Raw genomic sequence first — 23988 nt, 5'->3', positions numbered from 1 at the left:
CGCATGGCGGGGACTCCCGAGAATCCATCCTGTGCATCCCCCTCACCCCGGCCCTCTCCCCGGAGGGAGAGGGAGGATCCGTCACCCCCGTGCCGACAGGACCGACGGTTCCGGCCGGCCGCGTGCCGGGACGGGCTGTGTGCCGTCGCCGCCTCTTCCGAGGATGTTGCGGAGCTGCGCGGCGAGTGCCGATTTCTGGTAGGGCTTCTGGATGAAGTGGATGTCGAGCGGCAGGCTGGCGCTCTCCACCAGGAAATCCCGCGCGTAGCCCGAACAGAACAGCACGTGCAACGACGGCTGCCGGACCTTGGCGACGGCGACCAGGGCAGGGCCGTTCATGCCGCCCGTCAGGATGACGTCGGTGAACAGCAGGTCGAACGCCGTGCCGTCCAGCAGCACCAGCGCCTCTTCCGCCGAGGCCGCCGGCACCGCCCGGTAGCCCAGCGCCGTCAGCATGTCGACCGCCGTCAGGCGGACGGCGGGGTCGTCCTCCACCACCAGGATGCGCTCCGGACCGCCCTCGACGGCGCCGGGGTCGCGCGGCGGGGCCAGCGTCTCCGGCAGCATGCGGGCGCGCGGGAAGGCCATCGCCACCAGGGTGCCGATTCCGGGCTCGCTCTGGATGTCGACCTTGCCGCCCGACTGGCGGACGAAGCCGTAGACCATCGACAGGCCGAGCCCGCTGCCCCGCCCGAAGCGCTTGGTGGTGAAGAAGGGTTCGAAGACGCGGGACAGCACGGCGGGCGGCATGCCGCTGCCGTCGTCGCGGACCGAGAGGACGACCGCGTCGCCCTCCTCCTGCTTGGCCGCCTCGGTGGCGATGACGATGGTGCCGCCCTCGGCCAGCGCGTCGCGGGCGTTGACGACGAGGTTGAGCAGGGCGTTCTCCAGCTGGCCGGGATCGACCAGGGCGGGGGGCAGCCCCGGCGCCAGCGCCGTCTTCAGGACGATGCCGTTGCCCAGCCCGTAGGACAGCAGGTCGAGCATCCCTTCGACCAGCTCGTTGAGGTCGACGGCCTGCGGCTGCAGCGCCTGCTGCCGCGAGAAGGCGAGCAGCCGCTGGATCGTCGTGGCCCCCCGCTCGGCGGCGTCGAGCGCCCGCAGCGCCTTGCCGCGCACCGGCTCCTGCTCCGATGTCTCGTCGTGGATCATCTGGAGATTGCCCATGATCGCGGCGAGCAGGTTGTTGAAGTCGTGGGCGATGCCGCCGGTCAGCTGGCCGACCGCCTCCATCTTCTGGGCGTGGCGCAGCTGCTTCTCGATATCCTTGCGCTCGGTCAGGTCGGAATAGGTGGTGATGAAGCCGCCCGACGGCATCGGGCTGCTGTGCAGCTCGACCACCCGGCCGTCGGGGAAGTGATGCTCGCAGCGCAGCGCCTGTTCGGTGCGCAGCCGGGTCAGCGCGTCGAGATCGACGCTGCTGCCGTCGAGCATGCGGATGCCGACGCCGCGCCGCAGCAGGCTGCGTTGCAGCTCCGCCAGATCGCGCCCGGCGACTTCGGCCGGGGTGAAGCCGTTGAGGTCGAGGAAGCGCGGATTCCAGGTAACCAGCCGGCCCTTCTCGTCGAACACCGACAGCCCGTCGTTCATGTTGACGAAGACGGCCTCCAGCATGCGCGAATTCTCACCCAGCTTGCGGGCCAACTGGTCGCGCTCGGCGACGTTCTCCTTGAAGACGCTGAAGGCGCGGGCGAGGTCGCCGATCTCGTCCGGCCGGCCGGTGGCCGGGACGCTGACCAGCCGGTCGCCGCCGGCCAGCGCCGACATCGCCCGCGTCACCGCGCGCAGGTTGCCGGCGACGTCGCGCATGACGTAGACCGCCGCCGCGAAGGCCGCCAGCGCGCAGAGCGCGCCCAGCGCCAGGATGCTGGCCTTGCCCGAGGACAGGGCGGAGAAGGTGGCGTCGCCCCGGCTGCGCGCCGCCGTCTGCATCGCGCTGGTGACGCTCTCGACCTCGCGGTTCAGCTGGACCGACAGGGTGTTGGCGGCGGCGACCAGGAAGCGGCTGCGCTGCTCGATCCCGAGCTGCCGGTTGCGGATGTCGAAGACCGCCCCCTGCGCGTCGAGCACGGCCAGCAGCTGGTCGAGGGAGGGGGCCATGATCGCCAGCGCCGGGACCGCGGTGTCGATCGCGCGCAGGCCCTGCCGGTCGGCGTCGAAGCCGGCGCGCCAGCGGGCGAGGTCGGTCGGGCTGGTCGTGGTCAGGGCGGCCGAGACGGCATCGCGCGTGCGGTCGGCCAGCCGCAGGACCGAGAAGGGCAGGGGCGGCGTTCCGGCCCCCTCGAAGCCGGGAAAGCCCGGATGCTCGAAGGTCCTGGCCGCCGCGCCGGCCAGAGTCTCGCCGAGGATGCGCTGGCGTTCCAGCCCGAGCCGGATCGCCGACGCCTCCGCCCGCACGGCGATGGCCTCGCCGGTGACGTCCATCAGGTTGCGCAGCGTGCCGTCGAGCCGGCCGGCGAGCCGGACCAGCGACGGCACGTCGGACGGGACATGCAGGGAGGCGCGCTCCAGCCCGGGCAGCCGGTTGACCAGCCCGGTCAGGTCGGCGAGCTTGAGTTCGAGCTGGCCGCGCTCCTCGTCGAGACCCGGGGTGGCTTCGATGGCGGCGATGAAGGGGGCGCGGGACGCCAGACCGGTGCTCAGCTCCGCCATCCGCATCGCCAGCGCGATGTTGCCGAGCCCCTCGCGCTGGAGGGACAGCAGGGCGCGTTCGGTCTCCCCCAGCCCGAACCAGCCGACCCCGCCAACCGCCGTCGTCAGGACCACCATGATTCCGAAGGCGGCGAGCAGCCGGCCGCGAACGCTAACGGGGGACAGCATGCGTCTGACCATCGGGCTGGAGGCTACCGCCGGCCGCCCTGCCCGCGCCAGCGGGAAAAGAGGCGGACGGAACGGGGACGCCGGCGGGCGTCATCACGACGCCTTCAGGCCGGTCACGAACAGTCCCAGCTCGCGGTCGAGCTGCGCGAAGAGCGCCAGCATCCGGTCGGCGCTGCCCGCCGCCATGCCGGCCGCCTCGCCGGTCTGCCCGGCCTCGGCCGATACGCTGCCGATGGCTTCGGTGATCTGGCCGGAATGCCCCGCGGCGATGGCGACGCTGCGGGCGATCTCGTCGGTGGCGGCGCTCTGCTGCCCGACCGCCGCCGCGATCGCCGCGTTGGTGCCGTCGATGTCGGCGATGGTGCGGACGATCGCCTCCAACGACTGCCGGGTATCGGCGGAGGCGCCGCGGATCGCCGCGATCTGGGCGGCGATCTCCTCCGTCGCCCGCGCGGTCTGGCCGGCCAGCGCCTTGACCTCGCCGGCGACCACGGCGAATCCCTTGCCGGCGTCGCCGGCGCGGGCGGCCTCGATGGTGGCGTTCAGCGCCAGCAGGTTGGTCTGCACCGCCACCGCGCCGATCAGCTCGCTGACCTCGCCGATCCGGACGACGCAGTCCTGCAGGACCCCGATCTGCCGGGTGGTGTGCGCCGCGTCCTCCACCGCCCGCCGGGTGACGCCGGTGGAGGCGGTGACCTGCGCCATGATCATGGCGATGGAGCGCGACAGCTCGTCCGCCGCCGCGGCGACGGTCTGGACGCTCTCGTTCGCGTTCCTGGTCGCCGCCAGCGCGTCGGTCAGGCGCGACGAGGTCCGCTCCGCCGTCTCCGACAGGCCGCGGGACGACGTGCCGACCTCCTTCGCCCCGTCCCGCACTTCGGCGATGACGTGGTCGACGGTGGCCTGGAAGCTGTCGGCCAGCGCCTCGCGCTCCTGCCGGCGCTCGGCCGACTGGCGCCGGCGCAGATCCTCCGCCTCGGCACGGGCCTGTTCGATGGCGGCGGCATTGTCGCGGAAGACCGCCAGGGCGCCGGCCATCACCGCGATCTCGTCGCTGCCGCCGGCCGGGATCGCGGCGGCGAGGTCGCCCTCGGCGATCCGCTCCATGGCGCCGGTCAGCCGTTCCAGGCGGCGGGCGAGGTTGCGGCGGACATAGAGCCAGGCGATCAGCAGGCCGACCAGGGCGCTGGCGCCGACGGTGGCGGCCAGCAGTGCGTAGCCCTGCCGGATGGCGGCGTCGGCGGCGCCGGCCGATGTCTGGGCGTCGGCCTTGGCGCGGTCGACGAGGCCGGCGACCGCCTCCTTGAAGCCGGCGGTCAGCCCGCGGTTGGCGTCGAGCAAGTCGGCCACCGATTTGGCGGCGGCGAAGCCGGCCTGGCGGATCGCGAAGACGCCGTCCTTGCCCTCGGCCGCCGCGACCAGGGCCGTCAGCGCCTCCGGCAGGGGCGCGCCGCCGGCGTCCTTCCGGATCCGGTCGGCGGCGCGGTCGAAGCGGGCCTTCCAGTCGCGCAGGTCGCGGGGATCGTCCAGCATCAGGCTGGTGCTGAGGATGCCGTGCAGCAGGTTCGCGTCGGCCGCTTCGCCGCTGGCCTTCGCATGGGCATCGTCGAGCTGGCGCTGCAAGGGGGCACGCCGGGCCTGTGCCGCCAGCCGCGCCTCGCTGGCGCCGTTCAGCCGGTCGAGATTGTCGATCAGTGCCGCCGCCGGCCGGTCGATCGGGGCCATGTCCACCCCGGCGGCCCGCAGCGCCTCGGTGGCGCCGCGCAGGGACTGGAGGCGCGACGCCAGCTCCGAACCGGCCACGCCGCGCTCCATCTGGTTGCGGACGCCGGCAAGCGCCGGCGCGGCGGCGGAGACCTCGGCGCTCTGCTCCGACAGGCGGAGCGCCAGCTCGACGACCGGCAGGCTGGCGGTCATGATACGGTCCATGCTGCGCGACACCCCGTCGAACGCATAGAGCGCGATGCCTCCGGCCAGGAAGGTCGTGGCGGCCACGGCCGCGATGGCGGCGCTCAGCCTGAAGCGTATCCCGAAGCGCGTCCGCCGGACCGGGGTTCCCTCTCGTTCCACCTCGACCTCCCTGTTCTCGCCCTGGTCTCAGCTCCGCCCACAGCTCCGGCGCGTCAACGCGCGACGGCCGCGATGCCGTCGCCGGTGAAGGTCGCGAGCGCGGTCGCACCGGCCGGCACCGGGCTGGCGACGTTCGGATCGACCACGAACAGGTCGCCGAACTCGCTGGTCAGCCCGTATTCCATGTGCGAGCCGAGATAGGTCGCCTTGCGGACGGTGACCGGGATGCCGTCGCCGGCGCTGTCGGCCGACCCGGTCCGCAGGCGGATCGCGTTCGGCCGGATGGCGAGCAGAACCTCGCCGGCCGGCAGGCCCGGATCGGGGACCGACAGGGTCAGCCGGCCGAGCGCCACCGTCGCCGTTCCGCCGCTGCGCCCGACCAGCTCGCCGTCGATCAGGTTGGCGCCGCCGATGAAGTCGGCGACGAAGCGGTTCTTCGGCCGGCGGTACAGCTCGTCCGGCGTGCCGGTCTGGGCGATCACCGACTTGTTCATGACGATGATGCGGTCGGAGACGGCCAGCGCCTCCTCCTGGTCGTGGGTGACGTAGACGGAGGTCAGGCCGAGCTTCTGCTGAAGCTCGCGGATGTCGTCGCGCATCTTGCGGCGCAGCTTGGCGTCGAGGTTGGACAGCGGCTCGTCGAACAGCAGCACCTCCGGCTCCAGCACCAGGGCGCGGGCGACGGCGACGCGCTGCTGCTGGCCGCCGGACAGTTCGCTCGGCAGGCGCTGGCCGTAGCCGCCGAGCCCGACCAGCTCCAGCCCCTCGGTCGCCTTGGCGGCGGCGTCGCGCTTGCGCACGCCGCTGACCACCAGCCCATAGGCGACGTTGTCGGCCACCGTCATGTGCGGGAACAGGGCGTAGGACTGGAACACCATGGTGACGTTGCGGTCGGTGGCCGGCAGCCGGGTGACGTCCTTGCCGCCGATCAGGATCGTCCCGCTGCTCGCCATCTCCAGCCCGGCGATCATGCGCAGCGTGGTGGTCTTGCCGCAGCCGGACGGGCCGAGCAGGGTGACGAGGTTGCCCGCCTCGATGGTGAAGCTGACGTCGTCGACGGCGGTGGTGTTACCGTAGCGGCGGCTGACGTTGCGGAACTCGACGCCCGCGGCTTTGCTGGCGATGCTCATACCGGCTTCTCCTGAAGCGTGACGGGGGTGGCGGCGCGGCGGCCGATGCGGCGCTCGCCGACGGCGAACTGGATGAGCGCGATGACGACCGACATCAGCACGATCAGCGCCGAGCTGTAGGCGATGGCGAGGCCGAAATCGCCCTGCTCGACCCGGCCGACGATGTAGGCGGTGGCCAGTTCGTATTTCGGGCTGACCAGGAAGATGACGGCGCTGATCGAGGTGATGGCGCGGACGAAGCTGTAGACCAGCGAGGCGACGATGGCCGGGCGCAGCAGCGGCAGGATCACCCGGCGGATCGTCTGAACGCTGCCGGCGCCCAGCGTCAGCGAGCATTCGTCGAGGCTGCGGTCGATCTGCGACATGGCGGCGACGCCGGCCCGGATGCTGACCGGCATGTTGCGGAAGACGAAGCAGATGATCAGGATGGTGATGGTGCCGGTCAGCTCGATCGGTGGCTGGTTGAAGGCGAGGATGTAGCTGATGCCGATCACCGTGCCGGGGATGGCGAAGCTCAGCATCGTCAGGAACTCGAAGGCGCCGCGGCCCTTGAAGCTCTGGCGCACCAGCAGATAGGCGGTCAGCAGCCCGACGGCGGCGGTCAGCGGCGCCGACAGGGCGGCGACCTCGATCGTCGTGAACAGCGAGCCCCAGGCCCGGCCCGACCAGATCAGCCCGCCCGGACCCCAGCTGAGGTCGAAGGCCGCCAGGTAATGGCGCAGGGTCAGGCTGTTGTTGCGTCCCCAGTTCTCGGTGAAGCCGCCGAACAGGATCAGGCCGTAGAGCACGAAGGTGAAGGCGGCCCAGGGCAGCGCGGTGGCATAGGCGGCGATCTTGATGCCGCGCGGAAGCTGGGACGGGATGCCGTTGTCGCCCTTGCCGCCGACCGTCGCGTAGGATTTCTTGCCGAGCCATTGCCGCTGCACCCAGAAGGCGCCCAGGCACAGGCAGAGCAGGATGATGCCGAGCGCCGCGGCGCGGCCGGGATCGTTCTGGGCGCCGACCACCGCGAAGTAGATCTTGGTCGACAGCACCTCGAAATTGCCGCCGAGGATCAGCGGGTTGCCGAAATCGGCCAAGCTCTCGATGAAGCTGATCAGGAAGGCGTTGGCGACGCCGGGACGCATCAGAGGCCAGGTGACGGTGCGGAAGGTGATCCAGCGGCTGGCCCGCAGGGTCTGCGCGGCCTCCTCCAGCGACGGGCCGATGCCCTGGACGACGCCGATCATCACCAGGAAGGAGATCGGGGTGAAGGCCAAAGTCTGGGTCAGCAGCACGCCCGGCAGCCCGTAGATCCAGCGCGAGGCCGGCAGGCCGAACCAGTCGGACATCGCCAGGGTGACGGTGCCGTTGCGCCCGAACAGCAGGATGACGGCGAGGCTGATGACGAAGGGCGGCGTGATGATCGGCAGCACGGTCAAGACGCGCAGCAGCTTCTTGGCGCGGAAGCCGGTGCGCACCGCCACCAGGGCGAAGGCCAGCCCGAGCAGGGTGGTGGCGATGCCGGTCATCACCGCCAGGAAGACGCTGTTCCACACCACGCCGCAGGACTTCGCCTCGGTCAGGCAGGACAGGCGCCAGATGTCGGGGGCCGCCAGCCGCGCGCCCAGCGCTGCGGCCGAAAAGCCGCCGCTGCCGGTGTCGCCGGCGCCGCTCAGCACATAGCCGACCGGCAGGAAGACGAAGGCGGCGATGGCCGCCAGCACCAGCCCGATGGCGCCCGCGGTGAAGCGGTCGCCCTTCATGAAGCCCAAGCCGGCGAAGCCGTTGGTCATCAGGAACAGGAAGGACAGCGCGGTCAGCGCCGCACCGGCGCCGAAGCCGCCCTGTCCAAGCGCCAGCGGACCGAACAGGGCGCCGAGCCATCCCGAGGCCCAGCCGTCGAGGCCGATGGCGAAACCCTGCACCGTGATCCAGGCCAGCCCGAAGGCGCCGCTCGCCAGCAGGACCGCCGGCCGGCGGGCGCGGAGTCCGGGCAGCGCGGTGACGGCAAGCGCCAGCAGGAGCGGCAGGGCGATGGGAAGAAGCCACCAGCGCCCGTTTGTCAGCCCGTCGATCAGGGCGGAGCCGGCCGGGCCCGGGGACGGCGGTGCGAGGGCGGGCTGGGTGCCGCTGCCGGCGAACCAGGGCAGCAGGGCGAAGCCCACCCACCCCAGCGCCAGCCATATTGCTGAGCGAGGACGCATCACATCACCTGCGGATTTTGACGGACCGGGCACGGCCGGGCCATTTTGTGGGCAGAGCGGTCGCCTGTGGGCTCCCTCTCCCGTCCCGGGAGAGGGAAGGGGCCCACCGCGTAGCGGTGGGAAGGGTGAGGGGTTAGGCACGAAGCCATGCGGTTCGGGATTCTCGTGATCCCCTCACCCTCCCCACGCCTTCGGCGCAGGTCCCCTCCCTCTCCCGGGGCTCTCAGCGGATCTTCGATCCGCCTGACGCCGTCAGCACAAACATCGTTTGTGCGAGAGGCGGGAGAGGGCCGTAGAACGTTACCGGGCGACGGACTTGATTTCCGCGTCCCAGCGCGACAGCAGGCGCTTGCGTTCCTCGGCGGTGCCGTATTTCTGGAAATTATAGTCGATCAGCCGGATCTCTTCGAGATTCGGCGCTTCCGGCGGGACCGCCGCCTTCCGGTTGGACGGCATCTGGAACTGCTTGGTCTCGGCTCCGGTGGCCTGGCCTTCCGGCGACAGGGAGAACTCGTAGAAGGCCTTGGCGGCGTCGAGGTTCTTGGAGCCCTTGATGATGCTGACCGACCCGATCTCGTAGCCGGTGCCCTCGCAGGGGGCGGAGACGTCCACCGGGAAGCCGTTGATCTTCTGGTTGATGCCGTCATGCATGAAGATGATGCCGACCAGCGTCTCGCTGCGCGCGACGGCGGCGGCCGGCGCGCTGCCGGACTTGGTGTACTGGTTGACGTTCTCGTTCAGCTTCTTCAGGTAGTCGAAGGCCTTCTCCTCGCCGAAGATCTGCACCAGGGTCGCCAGCGCGGTGTAGGCGGTGCCGGACGCGTTGGGGTTCGCCACCTGGATCTCGTCCTTGAACTCCGGACGCAGCAGGTCGGCCCAGCATTTCGGGGCCTGGATCTTGCGCTTGCCCAGAAGCTCGGTGTTGTAGGTGAAGCCGAGCGCCCCGGCATAGATGCCGATGCTGCGGCCCTGCGACTGCTTGTACTGGCTCTGCGCCCAGGGCTGCAGCTCCTTGTACTGCGGGCTTTCATAGGCGAGGGTCAGCCCTTCCTCCGCCGCCTGGAGATGCGGGTCGCCGGGGCCGCCCCACCAGACGTCGGTCTTCGGGTTGGCGGCTTCGGCGCGGATCTGGGCCAGCGCCTCGCCGGCGCTCTTGCGGCTCATGGCGACGGCGATGCCGGACTTCTTCTCGAAGGCGACGGCGATGGCCTTGCACCACTCCTCCTGCACGCCGCAGAGGACGGTGAGCGTCCCCTGCGCCTTGGCCGGAGCCGGCGTGACGGCGAAGACGGCTCCGGCGGCGAGGGCGCCCAGGCCGAAGCCGGCCGACTTGATCCAATTGGCTGCGGATTTCATGGAACGCTCCTCCCAGGAGGTCGAGATGGTTTTTTGCTCAGGACGGGTTTGTTCGTCCAGCGAGCGTACGCGGCCAGCGTGAATGACGGATTTCACCGCCACGGGGAGGAGGCTGTAATCTTGTTAACGGAACCGGCATCCGCAGGGGATGCCCGTCAATGCCCGAACGCCTCGATGTCGCAGTCGAAGACGTAGCCGAGGCCGCGTTCGGTGCGGATCAGCCAGGGCTGCTGCGGGTTGCTCTCGATCTTGCGGCGCAGGCGCAGGATCAGGACGTCGATGGTCCGGTCGAAGACGTCGTCGCGGGCGTGGTGGGTCAGGTCGAGGATCTGGTTGCGGCTGAGCACCCGCCCATGGGCACGCACCAGCGCCACCAGCAGGTCGAACTCGGCCACCGTCAGGGACACCGGCTTGCCGGACGGGTCGAACAGCCGCCGCCCGTCCTCGTCGAGCGTGAAGCCGGCGAAGCGGTAGCCGCGCTTGCAGGGCGCCGGGACGGGAACGCTCTCGCGGGCGGTGCGGCGCAGCACCGCCTTCACCCGCGCGATGAACTCGCGGTTGTTGAACGGCTTGACGATGTAGTCGTCGGCGCCGACCTCCAGCCCCATGATGCGGTCGATGTCGTCGCCGCGCCCGGTCAGCATGATGATCGGCACGTCCATCGTGCCGCGCAGCTGGGCGGCGATGGAGATGCCGTCACGGTCCGGCAGCCGCAGGTCCAGCACGATCAGGTCGAGCCGGCCGGATGCCAGCACCGCCATCAGCGCCGCCGCGTCGGGACAGAGGATCGTCTCGTAGCCTTCGCCGGCCAGCAGGTCGGCGACCATCCGGAGAACCGCCGGATCATCGTCGACGACCCCGATCGTCAGGCGCCTGCCGCCATTCGGTGACGTGTTCGATGACATCCTGCCCGTCCGCTGATGAGGGCGCAGGATCGCATTCCTTCCCGCCGGGATCAACAGGTCTGGCCGGAGGTCTGCGGGAGATCCGGCCGGGGACGGCGGGATGGTGTCAGGCTCGGCGGCGGTCCACGGGCGCGCGGTGATGGTCCGGATTTCCGGCACTTGCCGTGGTGCCCGGTGACGCCATTCGGAAGAACGGCCGTCGCCGGGTACGATTCATGCGTCAGGTCGCATCGACGTCCTTCGGCCGCATCAGGTCGGCCAGCCCGACCCGCCGCAGGAATTCAGCCCGCACCCGGTCGATCACCGCATAGGAAACCGCCGATCCGTCATCGGCCGGATCGACGACCACGCGGAACGGCCTCTTTCCGAAAGGCGCGTTCACCAGGGCGACCGCGGCCTCGGCGACGAGGTCCGGTTCCGCGTCGTCCGGTACGGTCCTGGCGAGCGCCGCGAGGATGTTCTCGGCGAAGCCGGGGGGAAGGCCGGCCTCGTACTCCGCCGCCCGTGCCGTGTCGGAGGGCGACCCGGCATGGGCGAAATGGTTGGTTCCCTTGGTAAAGGCGCCGGGGACGAGGATGGAGGTCTCGATGCCGAAGGGCGCCAGCTCGCGGGCGTAGCAGACCGCGAGGGCATCCATGCCGGCCTTGGCAGCGAAATAGGGGCCGAGCATCGGCGGGACGCCGCCCGCCGCGCTGCTGCTGCCGATCCAGATCACCAGACCCCGCCGCGCTTCGCGCATGTGCGGAAGGGCGGCCCGGTTGACCCGCTGGGCGCCGAGGACGTTCACGTCGTAGAGGTCGGCGAGGTCCTCAGGCGTGAACGCTTCGCTCGGCCCCCAGACCATATGGCCGGCATTGTGGACCAGGACGTCGAGCCGGCCATGCTCCGCGATGATGGCGGCGATGGCCGATTGCGCCGACGCGTCGGATCGGACGTCGAGTTCGACGGTCCGAAGATCGACCCGATGCCGTTCGGCATGGGCCGCGACGTCCTTCACCCGTTCGGCATTCCTGCCGCCGAGGCCGCGCATGGACGCGTAGACCGTGTGCCCCGATGCCGCCAGGGCGTCGGCCATCAGGCGGCCGAAGCCACTCGATGCGCCGGTGACGAGAATCACCTGCTTCATGGTGTCTGCTCCCTCAAACCACGCCGCCATTCGCGCGGACGATCTGGCCGTTGATCCAGCCGCCGTCCGGTCCGACCAGCAGCGCGACGACGCGCGCGATGTCGTCGACCTCGCCCAGGCGGCCGAGCGGATTCATCCCCTTGATGCGGTCGAGCGTCGCCTGATCCTTGCCGTCGAGGAAAAGCTCGGTGGCGACCGGCCCGGGCGCCACCGCGTTGACCGTGATTCCCCGCGATCCCAGTTCCTTCGCGAGGATATGGGTCAGGGCTTCGACCGCCGCCTTGGTGGCCGCATAGACGCCGTAGGCCGGCTGGTAGAGTCCGACGACGCTGCTCGAGAAATTCACGATGCGGCCGCCGTCCCGCAGGCGGTTCGCCGCCTCGCGGAGGCCGTTGAACGTTCCCTTGAGGTTGATCGCGATGGTCCGGTCGAAGGCCGTTTCGTCCATCTGCGCCACGGGGGCCAGCGTCATGATGCCGGCGTTGTTCACCAGCACGTCGACGTCGCCATAGGCCGCTTCGGCGGCGTCGAACATCCGCTTCACCGCCTGCGGGTCGCCGACATCGGCTTGGCAGGCGATGGCGCGACCGCCGGCCTTCTCGATTTCGTCCACCAGCGTGGCGGCTGCGCCGGCACTGCCCGCATAGTTGATGACGACCGCGAAGCCGTCGCTCGCCAGCCGGCGGGCGATGGCGGCCCCGATGCCGCGGGAAGATCCCGTGACGATCGCCGCCCTGTTCGTCGATGTGATCATTGTGCTGCTCCTTTCCGCGGTGTCGTTGCCGGCATCAACCCTTTGCCCGGTAATCGTCGGGGATGATGAACACCTCGTCGGCGCGGGCATAGCCGCCGTCCTTGACCTCTTCGATCAGGACCATGGTGTGCGGGCGGGCGGCCTCGGAGAAGTATTCGACGAGCAGCGCCGTCGTCCGGTGGACGATCTCCTCCTTCTGGGCCCGGGTCAGGGCGGCTTCCGGAACCTTGAAATTGACGAAGGGCATGGTCTTCACTCCTGCCGGCTGGTTGAACTGGCGAATGGAACGGTGAGGCGGTCGACGGGAGGGGGAGTCCAAGTTCGCTCCCGGAACGCACGGCCCCCCTTGCTCGCAGGTCTCTCGACATCCCGGGTCCCCCATCGGCCGTTGTTCTCGACGACGAAGGTAGCTGTTCTGGAAAGTGGCAGTAGGAAGCCCGTTTCAACATCACCATTTCAGAAGCCATAACAATCGGCCCTGAGGGGATCATGGATCGCATCGACGTCATGCGGCTCTTCGTGAGGATCGTCGAGCGCGGGAGCTTTGCCCAGGCAGCGCGGGACCTGCAGGTGCCTCGTCCCACCGCGACCCATGCGATCCAGCGCCTGGAAGCGGATCTGGGAGTCCGTCTGCTCGAACGGACGACGCGGACCGTGAAGCCGACGCTCGATGGCGCGCTCTATCACGAACGCTGCGTCCGGCTGCTGGCCGACCTGGACGAGGTGGCGAGCGTCTTCAGGAGCGCCGAACCCCGGGGGCCGCTTCGCGTCGATATGCAGGGGACGATCGCGCGGTTTTTCGTCCTGCCGGCCTTGCCGGAGTTCATCGCGCGCTATCCCGGCATCTCGCTCAGCCTCAGCGAAGGCGACCGGATGGTCGACCTCATCACCGAAGGCGTCGACTGCGTCGTGCGTGCCGGCGAATTGTCCGACTCATCCCTGATCGGCCGCCGCATAACCATGTTCGAGCAGCTCACCCTGGCGAGCCCGGCCTATCTCGAACGCCACGGCGTCCCGTCGACGCCGGACGATCTCGCCGGCCACCGGATGGTCGCCTACACCGCCTCGGCGACGGGGCAGCCCTATCCGCTCGAATTCATGAAGGACGGCAGGACATGGGAGATGGCGCTGCCCCATGATGTCGTCGTCCGGGGTGCGGAAATCTACACCGCCTCCGGCATCGCCGGGCTCGGTTTGATCCAGGTCCCCCGCTATCGCGTGGAGCACCAGATCGCTGCCGGGCATCTGGTTCCGGTGCTGGACGCGTTCCCGCCGCCGCCGATGCCCGTGTCCGTGCTCTATCCGCAGAGCCGGCACCTGTCGTTGCGGATCAGGGTCTTCATCGACTGGCTGGCCGGTGTCTTTCCGCCGGCTGCGGCGGAGCGGGGATGGTCGCCGGGAACGGCCTGAACGCATGGCGGAGTTTTGCGCTCGGAGCGGAAGCATGGCTCCCCCGCCGTTTTCCTTCGATCCCGAAACATCACCGTTGACTCGTCATGTCTGTGCGCGCAGATTGTCAACAATCGATCATTGACGGTGAGGGCGCATGTCCGGCGGAGCGAAAGACAGGGCCGGGGGATCGGTCTTGGCGCGCGTGCCGAAATCGACCTTTCGCGCCCACATCGCCGACGGGTTGCGGGCGGCGATCCTGAACGGCGACATCGAACCGGGAGCCCAGGTCGTCGAGACCACGCTTGCCGACCAGTTCGGGGTCAGCCGCGGCCCCCTGCGCGAGGCGATGCGGCAGTTGATCGACGAAGGGCTGCTGGTCGCCGTGCCCTATACCGGGACCCATGTCGTCGGTCTGTCCGTCGACGACGTGCGCGAGATCTACTCGATGCGCGTCACCCTGGAGATCTTCGCCTTCGAGCAGATCTGGGCGCGGCGGGACCAGGCGTTCCGCCAGGGCCTCGTCGCCCGCCACGACGCGCTCACCGCCTGCATCGACGCCCAGGACGATGCGGCCAGCATCGTCGCCGAACTGCAACTGCACGGTTTCGTCTACGAGGCGACCGGGCACAAGCTGCTGATCAGGACCTGGGACAGCATCCGCGGGCGCCTGCAGCTCTATTGGGCGGCGCACCACCGCGCGCACGGCATCCGCGGCCCGCGCCGCGATGGCCACGACCGCTATGTGGAGATGGCGCTTTCCGACGACCTCGCCGCGCTGAAGGTGGAAATCACCGACCACATGGCCCGCGGCGGCCGGCAGACCGAGGAGTTCCTGCGTGGCCGGCCGGTAGGCGCCGTCGCGGATTAGAAGCCCGCGATCCCAAGCGGAAAGACAGAAGACAAAAGACGACACGAAAGACAGAGGAGGCTTACGATGACCATCGACCGGGGGACCACCGACCGGGGAACCATCGACCGGAGAACCCTGCTCGGCCTTGCCGCAGGCGCCGCTTTCGGCCTGTCGGCACTGCCGGCTCTTGCTGCCTCGCCGTCCACGCTGGACACGGTCAAGGCCAGCAAGCGCCTGCGCATCGGCGTGACCTCGGCCGAGCCCTGGTTCTTCAAGGATCCGATGACCGAGACCTGGACCGGCGTCGGCGTGGCGATGGGGCAGCGGCTGGCCGCCAGCCTCGGCGCCACCCTGGTGCCGGTCGAGACCTCCTGGGCCAACGCGGTGGGGGCGCTCCAGGCCGACCAGATCGACCTGATGTTCGTCCTCGACCCGACGGAGGAGCGCCGTAAGGCCATCGATTTCCCCGAGTCCCCGCTGTTCTACTATGCGATGGGCGCGCTGGTCGCCGGCGATTCCCCCATCAAGGCCTGGGCGGACATCGACAAGCCGGGGCTGCGCATCGGCGTGACGCTCGGCACCTCGCTCGACAAGAACGTGACGGCGATGGTGAAGCAGGCCGCCATCAACCGCTTCTCCAACAACGACGAGACCATCGCCGCCTTCGCGGCCAAGCGCATCGACGTCGCCGTCCAGTTCCATCCGGCGCTGGTGGTCCAGCAGACCCGCCTGCGCCTGGGCAAGGTCATCCTGCCGGAACCGGTGGAGCCGGTGGCGACCAGCGTCGGCCTGCGCAAGGAGGAGAACCCGGCCTTCCGCGACTGGCTGGACGGGCAGCTCAAGACCCTTTACGCCGAAGGCGTCCCCGACCAGGTGTTCGCCTCTTATCTGAAGTCCAAGAACGTCGACGCATCGAAGATCCCGGGCCTGATCAAGGAAGCCTGGCACTGACGGTCCGCGCAGGGCTATCGCAATTGTCTCCCTCTCCCGCCTCTCGCACAAACGAAGTTTGTGCTGACGGCGTCAGGCGGATCGAAGATCCGCTGAGAGCCCCGGGAGAGGGAAGGGGCCCATGCGGAGCATGGGAAGGGTGAGGGGTTATCCAAGGAACCATGCGGTTCGGGATGCTTGGCCCACCCCTCACCCTCCCCACTTCGTGGGTCCCCTCCCTCTCCCGGGACGGGAGAGGGCCATTGTCGCCAAATGCGTTGATCCCGCGTTTGCCACAAAAGGACATCGACGAGGACGCCGCATGACCTACCAATGGGATTTCTCGCCGATCCTGGCGCGATGGCCGATGCTGCTCGACGGCCTGTTCAATACGGTCAAGATCGCCGCGGTAGCCATCGTCCTCGGCGTCCTGGTCGGGCTGGTTCTGGCGCTGCTGCGGCTGTCGCCGCGCCGATTCCTGCGCCTGCCGGCGTCGGTCTTCGTCGAGTTCTACCGGAACACGCCGCCGATCGTGCATTTCTTCTGGTTCTTCTACGCGCTGCCGGTGGTGCTGAACATCAGCCTCGATCCGTTGGTCGCCGCGGTGCTCGCCCTGTCCACCCAGTCCGGCGCCTTCTATGCCGAGGTGTTCCGCGGCGGCATCCGGTCGATCGAGCGCGGACAGTGGGAGGGGGCGAGGGCGCTGGGGATGAGCCATGCCCAGCTGATGCGGCGCATCGTCCTGCCCCAGGCGGCGACGCGCATGTTCGCCCCCTTCGTCGAGCGCTCCTTCGAACTGATCAAGACCACGGCGCTCGCCTCGACGCTGGCTTACGGGGAGCTGCTGTACCGGGCGATGATGGTGAACAGCGAGACCTTCCGGCCGCTGGAGGTCTACACCGCCGTGGCCCTGCTCTATCTGGTCCTGCTGGTCTCCTGCAGCGCCCTCGCCCGGGTCGCCGAGGCGCGGCTGACGGCCTACCGCTGAGGAGACGGAGAGATGGAATACAGCTTCGACATCGCGCTGGTGGTCGAGACCTTCCCGATCCTGATGCGCGGCTTTGTCGTGACGCTGGAGTTGTGGCTGCCCAGCCTCGCCATCGGTTTGGCCGCCGGCTTCCTGCTGGCGCTCGCCCGGCTCTCGGGCAGCCGCCTGTTGCGCGGCGGCAGCCTGGTCTACATCGAGCTGTTCCGCGACACGCCGGTGCTGATCCAGCTGATCTGGTTCTACTACGCCTTCCCCATCATCATCGGGGTGCAGCTTTCGCCCTTTGCGGCGGCGCTGCTCGGGCTGGCGCTGAACACCTCGGCCTATGGGGCGGAGATCTTCCGCGGCGGCATCCAGTCGATCGCCCGCGGCCAGTGGGAAGGGGCGAAGGCGCTGGGCATGCGTCATGCCGACGTGCTGCGCCGGATCGTCCTGCCGCAGGTCTTCAAGCTGATGCTGCCGGCCTTCACCAACCGCGCGGTCGAGGTGGCGAAAATGTCGTCGCTGGCCTCCGTGCTGTCGGTCCATGAGCTGATGTACCAGGGCCGGCTGCTGAGCTCGACCTATTACCGGCCCTTCGAAATCCTCACCACGGTGGCGGTCGTCTATTTCGTCCTGATCTATCCGGCCACCTTCCTCTCGATGACCCTCGAACGCCGCATGGCCGGCAAGGGATGACGGCCATGCAAGCGGAGACAGTTTCCATGCCAGAGCCCATCCTTCAGGTGTCCGGCCTGCACAAATGGTTCGGTGCGCTGCATGTGCTGCAGGGGATCGATTTCTCCGTGGCGGCCGGCGAGCGTGTCGCCATCATCGGCGGCAGCGGCTCGGGCAAGAGCACCTTCCTGCGCTGCCTCAACTTCATGGAGATGCCGACCTCCGGCCGGATCGCGCTCGACGGCACGCCGCTCGGCCGCGTGTCCGCCGGCAAGCCGGACACGGTTCGTTATCCCGAAGGCGAGCTGTGCCGGGTTCGCGAGCGTGTCGGCATGGTCTTCCAGCAGTTCAACCTGTTCCCGCACATGACCGTGCTGGAGAACGCCATGGAAGGGCTGGTGACGGTCAAGCGGATGAAGAAGGCGGAGGCGCGCGAGCGCGCCCTGCGCGAGCTGGACAAGGTCGGGCTGGGCGGCAAGACCGACGTCTATTCAGGGCGGCTGTCCGGCGGCCAGCAGCAGCGGGTGGCGATCGCCCGCGCGCTCGCCATGGAGCCCGAGATCCTGCTGTTCGACGAGCCGACCTCGTCGCTCGATCCCGAGCTGGTCGGCGAGGTGCTGCGGGTCATCCGTCAGCTGGCGGAGGAGGGACGGACCATGCTGCTGGTCACCCATGAGCTGGGCTTCGCCTATCATTTCGCCACCAAGGTGATCTTCCTCGCCGACGGCGTCTTCCACGAGGTCGGGACGCCGGACGAGGTGCTGAAGCATCCCAGGCAGGAGCGCACGCGCGCCTTCCTGGAGCGCTTCACCGAATTCTCCTTCTGATCTTCCTTCCGGTTATCCGGGAAAGGGCAATGCGATGGTTTCGAACAGCACGGTCAGCCAGACCAGTTCGCAGGGCTATGTCGACGACACCCGCAACGACGACGTCCTGATCTATGTGAACGGCGGGCTCTTCAAGCGCGACGAGGCGAAAATCTCGGTCTTCGACGCCGGCTTCGTGCTGGGCGACGGGGTGTGGGAAGGGCTTCGGCTGGTCAAGGGCCGCATCCTGGCGCTCGACGATCATATGGACCGGCTCTACGAGGGCGCCAACGCCATCCAGCTCGACATCGGCATGACGCGCCAGGAACTGGTCGCGGCGATCCAGGCGACGCTGGATCGCAACGGCATGACCGACGGCGCCCATATCCGCCTGATGGTCACCCGCGGCCGCAAGAAGACGCCCAACCAGGATCCGCGCTTCGCGCTCGGTCAGGCGACCATCGTCATCATCGCCGAATACAAGGCGCCGAAGCCGGAATCGAAGGCCAAGGGGCTGACCCTGTTCACCTCGACCATCCGCTGCAGCGGGCCCGACGTCTTCGACCTGCGGCTCAATTCGCACAGCCGCCTCAACTTCATCCAGGCGCTGATCCAGGCGATCAATGCCGGCGCCGACGAGGCGCTGATGCTCGATCCCCACGGCTTCGTGGCGAGCTGCAATTCCACCAACTTCTTCATCGTCCGCAAGGGCGAACTCTGGACCTCCACCGGCCGCTACAACTTCAAGGGCATCACCCGCGGCAAGGCGATCGACCTCTACCGCAAGGATGGCGGTACGGTGCGCGAGCACGACTTCACCCTGGCGGAAGTCTATAGTGCCGACGAAGCTTTCGTCACCGGCACGCTGGGCGGCATCACGCCGGTGGTGGGGATCGACGGCCGCCGGATCGGCGACGGCAAGCCGGGGCCGGTCACCGCGCACATCGCCGAGCTCTACGCCCTAGCGATGCTCGGCTGACGGCGGGACTTTCCCGAACCGGCAAAACCCCCGTCGCGGGAGGCGGCACGGAGACGCATGTTCCAATCGCTGAGAGCCAGGCTGTCCGGTCCGGACCAAGGCCCGGGCATCCGGGCTCCGGCCTGGCTGCGTGCCTTCGTGCGCGGCGACGAGATCTGGCTGGTCGTGCTGGCGGCCGGGATCGGGATCGTCGCCGGCTGCCTGGTCGCCGCCATCGTCCGGGCGGTGCAGTCCTTCCACCACGTCCTGTTCGCGGTGGAGGGGTACGACGTCAGCGGTGCCGCCGCCGTCGATCCCTGGCGGGCGGCGCTGGTCCCGGTCGCCGGCGGCGTCCTGATGGCGGCGCTCGGCTGGCTGCTCGGCCGGCTTCCCCGCGTTTCCATCATCGATCCGGTGGAGGCCAATGCGCTGCATGGCGGGCGCATTCCCATCCACGGCAGTCTGCTGCTGGTCCTGCAGACCATGCTGTCCAACGGCTTCGGCGCCTCGGTCGGCATGGAGGCCGGCTATGCCCAGGCCGGCGCCATGGTGGCGTCCAAGCTCGGCCGCATCTTCCATGTCCGGCGCGCCGACCTGCGCACGCTGGTCGGCTGCGGCACCGCGGCGGCGATCGCGGCGGCCTTCGACGCGCCGCTGACCGGCGCCTTCTACGCCTTCGAACTGGTGATCGCCAGCTACTCGATCTCCACCCTGGCCCCGGTCGGCGTCGCCGCGATGACCGGCGTCGGCGTCATGCGGCTGATCCTGCCCCAGCCGTCGCTCCAGGTCGGCTTCGCCGGCAGCCTGGGGGCGGCCGACTATGTGCTGGTCTGCCTGATGGGCGTGCTGTGCGCCCTGCTCGGCATCGCCATGATGCGGACGGTCGCGCTGGTGGAGGCGCTCTTCAACCGGAGCCGCATCCCGGTGTGGGCACGCCCGGTCGCCGGCGGCGGCTGCATCGGCCTGTTGGCGCTCGCCACGCCGGCGGTGCTGTCGTCGGGTCACGGCGCGCTGCATGTCGGCTTCAATGCCTATTACACCGCCCCGGTCCTGCTGGCGCTGATCGGGCTGAAGGCGCTGGCCTCGGCGATTTCCATCGGGTCGGGCTTTCGCGGCGGCCTCTTCTTCGCCTCGCTGTTCCTGGGGGCGATGCTGGGCAAGCTGGTCGCCATCGGTTGGATGCTGGCGGTCGGGCTGGCCATCCCGGCGGTGGTGATCGGCATCATCGGCATGTGCGCCATGGCCACCGCGGTGCTCGGCGGGCCGCTGACCATGGCCTTCCTGGCGCTGGAGGTCACCGGCAGCCTGCCGTTGACCATCGCGGTGCTGGCCGCCGCGGTGGTGTCGTCGCTCACCGTCCGGCGGGTCTTCGGCTATTCCTTCGCCACCTGGCGCTTCCACCTGCGCGGCGAGTCCATCCGCAGCGCTGCCGACATCGGCTGGATCCGCGAGCTGACGGTCGGGCGCATGATGCGCAAGGACGTCCGTACCGTGCGCGCCGACCAGACGCTGGCCCAGTTCCGCCGCAATTTCCCGCTGGGCGCGACCCAGAGGGTGATCGTCGTCGACCATGCCGACCGCTATGCCGGCATCGTCTTCGTGTCCGATGCCCACCGCGAGACGGTGGAGACCACCGAACTCGCCGATCTCATCCGCCTGAAGAGCGAGGTGCTGCTGCCCAACGTCAATGTCCGCGAAGCGATGAAGAGCTTCGCCGCGGCGGAGAGCGACGTGCTGGCGATGGTCGACGGCACCGACCGGATGCGGGTGATCGGGCAGCTCACCGAACAGCACGCGCTGCGGCGCTACAACGAAGAGCTGGACGGGCGGCTGCGCGAGGGCGGCCTGCTGTGACCGCCATGCCGGCAGGCGCGGCGTTCTTTCGTCCTGCCTCGATCGACGTCTCTACGATCAGCGCCTGGGCCGCAGGAAGAACAGCATGAGCGCGCCCGACAGGACGATCAGGAGCATGACCCACCAGAAGGCGATGTGGTCGCCCTCGATCCCCGCCACCCCGGGCACGCCGGCCACGTTCATTCCGAAGATGCCGGAAATCAGCGTCATCGGCGTGAAGATCACCGTCACCACCGCCAGCACGTGCAGGCTGTGGTTCTGCTGGTCGGCGACGCGCGCCAGAAGCTCGTCCTGCAGGACCTTGGCCCGGTCCTGCAGGGCCTCGACGTCGTAGAGGACACCGGCGAATTTCTCGGTGGCGTGGCGCAGATAGGTGTCGTCGTCGTCGCTGACCCAGTCGAAGCCGCTGTTGCCGAGCCGCGCCAATGCCTGGCGCTGCGGCGAGACGTGGCGCCGCAGCTTGACGATGAGCTGGCGGATCTGTCCCAGCCGCTTGCGGGCCTGGAGGAAGCGTTCCGCCAGGATGATGTCCTCGACGGTGTCGACGTCCTTCTCCACGCTGGCGGCGACGTCGCTCAGCGTTTCCGCCAGATGCCCGACGAGATCGGCCATCATCTCGCTGGTGGTCGCGTAGCGGGCGCCGTCGTTGAGCGCCTTGCGCAGCCGGTCCACCGCCTTCAGCGGATGGCGCCGGCAACTGACGATCCGCCGGCCATCCATGAACAGGCGCAGGGTGCCGATGTCCGACGGTTCGAACTTGAAGTCGTAATGCATGTCGCTCAGCACGGCGACGAAGCCGTCGTCCAGCCGTTCCAGCCGCGTCCGGTCGTCATGCGCGTCCAGCAGGATTTCCGAGACGAAGGGATCCAGCCCGCTCTGCCGTTCCAGCCAATGCCGGGCGCGGACGGAGACCAGGTTGAAATGCAGCCAGAGCACCCCGTCCGTCCGTTCCTGCACCATCGCGATGTCGTCGAACGACAGGCGGACCATCTCGCCGTCGGCGGCCAGGAAGTAACCGCAGATCAGGTCGGTTCCGCTGGGGACCGTCACGGTGCCCGACACATGCCCAATTGCTGCCACCGGGGCCTCTGCTCGATAAGGATGGTCTTCGGGATGGGGCAGGGCGTACCGGCCACCGTCGCGACGGGGTACCATAGCCAAACTCGCAGGGATTTCCTGCGGCGCGATTTTGAATGTTTTGTTTCATCTCCCATCCCGGAACTTGGGAAGCGGGCTCCTTCTTTCTGAAACGGGTTCGGCTTCGGGTCAGCGGAGCCGGGCGAGCAGGCCATGGATCTGCGCGACCACCGCGGCGCCTTCCCCCACCGCCGCGGCGACGCGCTTGGTGGAGCCGGCCCGGACGTCGCCGACCGCGAAGATGCCGGGCCGGCTGGTCTCCAGCGGCAGGCGGGAGGCGCCGTCGCCGGCCTCGGAGCCGGTCAGCACGAACCCCTTGCGGTCGAGCGCCACGCAGTCCTTCAGCCAAGCCGTGTTCGGGTCGGCGCCGATGAACAGGAACAGGTGGCGGATCGAGAGCTGCCTCCGCGCGTCCGTCGCGCGGTCGCGCAGCGTGACGGCGGTCAGGCCTTCCGCGCGGTCGCCCTCCGTCGCCGCCACCTCCGAACCGGTGTGCAGCACCACGTTGGGCAGCGCCATGATGCGGTCGATCAGATAGCGCGACATCGACTGTTCCAGCCCGTCGGCGCGTATGATCAGGTGGAGCGTCGCGACATGGGGAGCGAGGAAGACGACCGCCTGGCCGGCGGAATTCCCGCCGCCGACCAGGGCGACCTCCTGGCCGGCACACAGCTTCGCCTCGATGGGGGAGGCCCAATAGGAGGCACCCGTCCCCTCGACCCGTTCCAGTCCCGGGATGTCCGGCCGGCGGTAGCGGGCGCCCGAGGCGACCACGACGGTCCGCGCCCGGACGATGGATTTTCCGTCCGAATCACCGCTCTGCACGCCGTCGTGACGGATGCGGAACGGACCGTCGCCGCCGCAGTCGATCTCTCCGACCTCGACCGGGATCGCGATATCGGCGCCGAACTTCTGCGCCTGGTTGAAGGCGCGGCCGGCCAGCGCCTGTCCGGAGATGCCGGTCGGGAAGCCCAGATAATTCTCGATGCGCGCGGAGGCTCCCGCCTGTCCCCCGATGGCGCGGCTGTCGAGGACGAGGACGGACAGCCCTTCTGATGCGGCATAGACGGCGGTCGCCAGCCCGGCCGGCCCGGCGCCGACCACGGCGACGTCGTACAGCTTGCCGGACTCCAGCCCGGCGGTCATGCCCAGGGCAAAGCCGGCCTGGGCATCGGTGGGGCGCCGCAGCGTCGTGCCGTCGGGGCAGATCATCAGCGGCAGGTCGTCTTCCCGGAGCGCCGCGCGTTCCACCAGGGCTTCCGCCTCGGCATCCCTGCCGGGATCGAGGACCGAGCAGGGATGCCCGTTGCGGAGCAGGAAGCCCTGGAGCCGGACCACGTCCGGGGCGTCCGCCCGCCCAACCAGCACCGACCCGGCATCCGCCGATTCCAGAAGTCCGACCCGGCGCAGGATCAGCGCCCGCATCACCGTCTCGCCAATCTCCGCCGAGCCGACCAGCAGGGCGCGCAGATGGGCGGTATCGCAGGGAAAGGCCGAGCATCCATCGGGACCGGCGGTTCCGGCCGCCAGGGAGGGGCGGTCGCCGAGCTGGCTGAGTTCGCCGGTGAATTGGCCGGGGCCGACCGGCGCGATCGCCGTCTCGTGCCCCAGCCCGTTGCGGTGGCTGGTCTCGATGATGCCGTCCAGCACGAACCAGGCCGGCGGGTGGCGGTCGCCGACTGCAAACACCGGTTCGCTGGGGGCGAAACGCCGGATCCCGGAGCCGGCGAAGCGCCGGACCGTTTCCAACTGCCCGGCATCGAGCGTCGGGAACATCTGCCGCCTGCGCGTGTCGATCACGGTCATGGGACCCTCGCTGGGAGAACTCGCCGGACTGGCCGGCCGGATGTCGCGGATCCTACAGGTCCGGCCGCATTCGGCCCATCATACGAGGGTCTGGCATCGGATGGCCGGAAGCGCAGTTGGGGGAATGCTACGCATGGGCCGCAGATTTTCCAACATGATCTGTTCGTAGTACGTTTTTATATACAGTTGATCTGCGCTAAATAGGTATCTTATTCCCTTGTTAGAGTATATTCTTCCCTGTAGCGTGACTGGAACCGCAGCAC

Annotated in this window: 19 protein-coding genes; 8 read left to right on the top strand and 11 right to left on the bottom strand. The window is 69.1% G+C overall.

Annotated features, from left to right (window positions below; translation table 11 throughout):
- Nucleotides 1-81: 81 nt before the first annotated feature.
- From JHL17_RS22500 to JHL17_RS22460, 9 genes are all read right to left on the bottom strand, one after another.
- Nucleotides 82-2820, bottom strand: a complete 2739-nt coding sequence (locus tag JHL17_RS22500) for an ATP-binding protein (RefSeq protein WP_200196575.1) — start codon at nt 2818-2820, stop codon at nt 82-84.
- Nucleotides 2821-2913: 93 nt separating this feature from the next.
- Nucleotides 2914-4890, bottom strand: a complete 1977-nt coding sequence (locus JHL17_RS37215; protein WP_200196573.1) for a methyl-accepting chemotaxis protein — start codon at nt 4888-4890, stop codon at nt 2914-2916.
- 53 nt (nt 4891-4943) lie between these two features.
- Complete coding sequence (locus tag JHL17_RS22490; RefSeq protein ID WP_200196572.1) at nt 4944-6020, bottom strand: ABC transporter ATP-binding protein; 1077 nt, start codon at nt 6018-6020, stop codon at nt 4944-4946.
- Complete coding sequence (locus tag JHL17_RS22485; RefSeq protein ID WP_200196570.1) at nt 6017-8206, bottom strand: ABC transporter permease; 2190 nt, start codon at nt 8204-8206, stop codon at nt 6017-6019. The genes JHL17_RS22490 and JHL17_RS22485 overlap by 4 nt, the downstream gene beginning before the upstream one ends.
- A 300-nt stretch (nt 8207-8506) precedes the next feature.
- Nucleotides 8507-9562 (bottom strand): ABC transporter substrate-binding protein, encoded by a 1056-nt coding sequence (locus JHL17_RS22480; protein WP_200196568.1) that lies wholly within the window; start codon nt 9560-9562, stop codon nt 8507-8509.
- Nucleotides 9563-9717: 155 nt separating this feature from the next.
- A complete protein-coding gene (locus JHL17_RS22475) occupies nt 9718-10467 on the bottom strand; it encodes a response regulator (RefSeq protein WP_247893733.1) in 750 nt (249 codons plus the stop codon).
- Between the two features lie 220 nt (nt 10468-10687).
- Nucleotides 10688-11593 (bottom strand): SDR family oxidoreductase, encoded by a 906-nt coding sequence (locus JHL17_RS22470; RefSeq protein ID WP_200196567.1) that lies wholly within the window; start codon nt 11591-11593, stop codon nt 10688-10690.
- Between the two features lie 13 nt (nt 11594-11606).
- Nucleotides 11607-12347, bottom strand: coding sequence for an SDR family oxidoreductase (locus JHL17_RS22465; RefSeq protein ID WP_200196565.1), 741 nt, complete (start codon nt 12345-12347; stop codon nt 11607-11609).
- 34 nt (nt 12348-12381) lie between these two features.
- Nucleotides 12382-12594: a tautomerase family protein gene (locus JHL17_RS22460; protein ID WP_200196564.1), complete on the bottom strand. Its 213-nt coding sequence runs from the start codon at nt 12592-12594 to the stop codon at nt 12382-12384.
- Nucleotides 12595-12836: 242 nt separating this feature from the next.
- Here JHL17_RS22460 and JHL17_RS22455 point away from each other — a divergent pair, with 242 nt between their 5' ends.
- The 8 genes from JHL17_RS22455 to JHL17_RS22420 all read left to right on the top strand — a co-directional run bounded on the left by JHL17_RS22455 (nt 12837) and on the right by JHL17_RS22420 (nt 20782).
- Nucleotides 12837-13757, top strand: coding sequence for a LysR family transcriptional regulator (locus JHL17_RS22455; protein WP_200196563.1), 921 nt, complete (start codon nt 12837-12839; stop codon nt 13755-13757).
- Nucleotides 13758-13941: 184 nt separating this feature from the next.
- Entirely contained in the window at nt 13942-14607 is a 666-nt protein-coding gene (locus JHL17_RS22450; RefSeq protein ID WP_345773862.1) for a GntR family transcriptional regulator, read from the top strand.
- A gap of 66 nt (nt 14608-14673) precedes the next feature.
- Nucleotides 14674-15540 (top strand): transporter substrate-binding domain-containing protein, encoded by an 867-nt coding sequence (locus tag JHL17_RS22445; RefSeq protein ID WP_200196560.1) that lies wholly within the window; start codon nt 14674-14676, stop codon nt 15538-15540.
- Nucleotides 15541-15841: 301 nt separating this feature from the next.
- The gene (locus JHL17_RS22440; protein ID WP_200196558.1) at nt 15842-16507 is read left to right on the top strand and encodes an amino acid ABC transporter permease; all 666 of its coding nucleotides are present in this window, start codon (nt 15842-15844) and stop codon (nt 16505-16507) included.
- A 12-nt stretch (nt 16508-16519) separates the two neighbouring features.
- A complete protein-coding gene (locus tag JHL17_RS22435; RefSeq protein WP_200196557.1) occupies nt 16520-17185 on the top strand; it encodes an amino acid ABC transporter permease in 666 nt (221 codons plus the stop codon).
- A gap of 26 nt (nt 17186-17211) precedes the next feature.
- Nucleotides 17212-17991: an amino acid ABC transporter ATP-binding protein gene (locus JHL17_RS22430; protein ID WP_211113520.1), complete on the top strand. Its 780-nt coding sequence runs from the start codon at nt 17212-17214 to the stop codon at nt 17989-17991.
- Between the two features lie 34 nt (nt 17992-18025).
- Entirely contained in the window at nt 18026-18949 is a 924-nt protein-coding gene (locus tag JHL17_RS22425; protein ID WP_200196555.1) for an aminotransferase class IV, read from the top strand.
- Nucleotides 18950-19006: 57 nt separating this feature from the next.
- Nucleotides 19007-20782 (top strand): chloride channel protein, encoded by a 1776-nt coding sequence (locus tag JHL17_RS22420; protein WP_200196553.1) that lies wholly within the window; start codon nt 19007-19009, stop codon nt 20780-20782.
- A gap of 57 nt (nt 20783-20839) precedes the next feature.
- On the opposite strand, the gene JHL17_RS22415 is transcribed toward JHL17_RS22420, so the two are convergent.
- Together JHL17_RS22415 and JHL17_RS22410 are read right to left on the bottom strand one after the other, a co-directional pair.
- Nucleotides 20840-21862, bottom strand: a complete 1023-nt coding sequence (locus JHL17_RS22415) for a CorA family divalent cation transporter (protein ID WP_345773859.1) — start codon at nt 21860-21862, stop codon at nt 20840-20842.
- A 186-nt stretch (nt 21863-22048) separates the two neighbouring features.
- Nucleotides 22049-23725: an FAD-dependent oxidoreductase gene (locus tag JHL17_RS22410; RefSeq protein ID WP_200196551.1), complete on the bottom strand. Its 1677-nt coding sequence runs from the start codon at nt 23723-23725 to the stop codon at nt 22049-22051.
- Between the last annotated feature and the right edge of the window lie 263 nt (nt 23726-23988).

It is taken from the genome of Azospirillum endophyticum (assembly GCF_016595245.1).
GTDB classification, from domain to species: Bacteria; Pseudomonadota; Alphaproteobacteria; order Azospirillales; family Azospirillaceae; genus Azospirillum; species Azospirillum endophyticum.
Note: the sequence above shows the minus strand (reverse complement) of the source record. Positions and strands in the feature narration are given on the sequence as shown.

Coding starts and splice junctions, on each gene's coding strand:
- JHL17_RS22500 (WP_200196575.1), bottom strand. CDS start 2,820: ATGCTGTCCCCCGTTAGCGTTCGCGGCCGGCTGCTCGCCGCCTTCGGA.
- JHL17_RS22490 (WP_200196572.1), bottom strand. CDS start 6,020: ATGAGCATCGCCAGCAAAGCCGCGGGCGTCGAGTTCCGCAACGTCAGC.
- JHL17_RS22485 (WP_200196570.1), bottom strand. CDS start 8,206: ATGCGTCCTCGCTCAGCAATATGGCTGGCGCTGGGGTGGGTGGGCTTC.
- JHL17_RS22480 (WP_200196568.1), bottom strand. CDS start 9,562: ATGAAATCCGCAGCCAATTGGATCAAGTCGGCCGGCTTCGGCCTGGGC.
- JHL17_RS22475 (WP_247893733.1), bottom strand. CDS start 10,467: ATGTCATCGAACACGTCACCGAATGGCGGCAGGCGCCTGACGATCGGG.
- JHL17_RS22470 (WP_200196567.1), bottom strand. CDS start 11,593: ATGAAGCAGGTGATTCTCGTCACCGGCGCATCGAGTGGCTTCGGCCGC.
- JHL17_RS22465 (WP_200196565.1), bottom strand. CDS start 12,347: ATGATCACATCGACGAACAGGGCGGCGATCGTCACGGGATCTTCCCGC.
- JHL17_RS22460 (WP_200196564.1), bottom strand. CDS start 12,594: ATGCCCTTCGTCAATTTCAAGGTTCCGGAAGCCGCCCTGACCCGGGCC.
- JHL17_RS22455 (WP_200196563.1), top strand. CDS start 12,837: ATGGATCGCATCGACGTCATGCGGCTCTTCGTGAGGATCGTCGAGCGC.
- JHL17_RS22445 (WP_200196560.1), top strand. CDS start 14,674: ATGACCATCGACCGGGGGACCACCGACCGGGGAACCATCGACCGGAGA.
- JHL17_RS22440 (WP_200196558.1), top strand. CDS start 15,842: ATGACCTACCAATGGGATTTCTCGCCGATCCTGGCGCGATGGCCGATG.
- JHL17_RS22435 (WP_200196557.1), top strand. CDS start 16,520: ATGGAATACAGCTTCGACATCGCGCTGGTGGTCGAGACCTTCCCGATC.
- JHL17_RS22430 (WP_211113520.1), top strand. CDS start 17,212: ATGCCAGAGCCCATCCTTCAGGTGTCCGGCCTGCACAAATGGTTCGGT.
- JHL17_RS22425 (WP_200196555.1), top strand. CDS start 18,026: ATGGTTTCGAACAGCACGGTCAGCCAGACCAGTTCGCAGGGCTATGTC.
- JHL17_RS22420 (WP_200196553.1), top strand. CDS start 19,007: ATGTTCCAATCGCTGAGAGCCAGGCTGTCCGGTCCGGACCAAGGCCCG.
- JHL17_RS22410 (WP_200196551.1), bottom strand. CDS start 23,725: ATGACCGTGATCGACACGCGCAGGCGGCAGATGTTCCCGACGCTCGAT.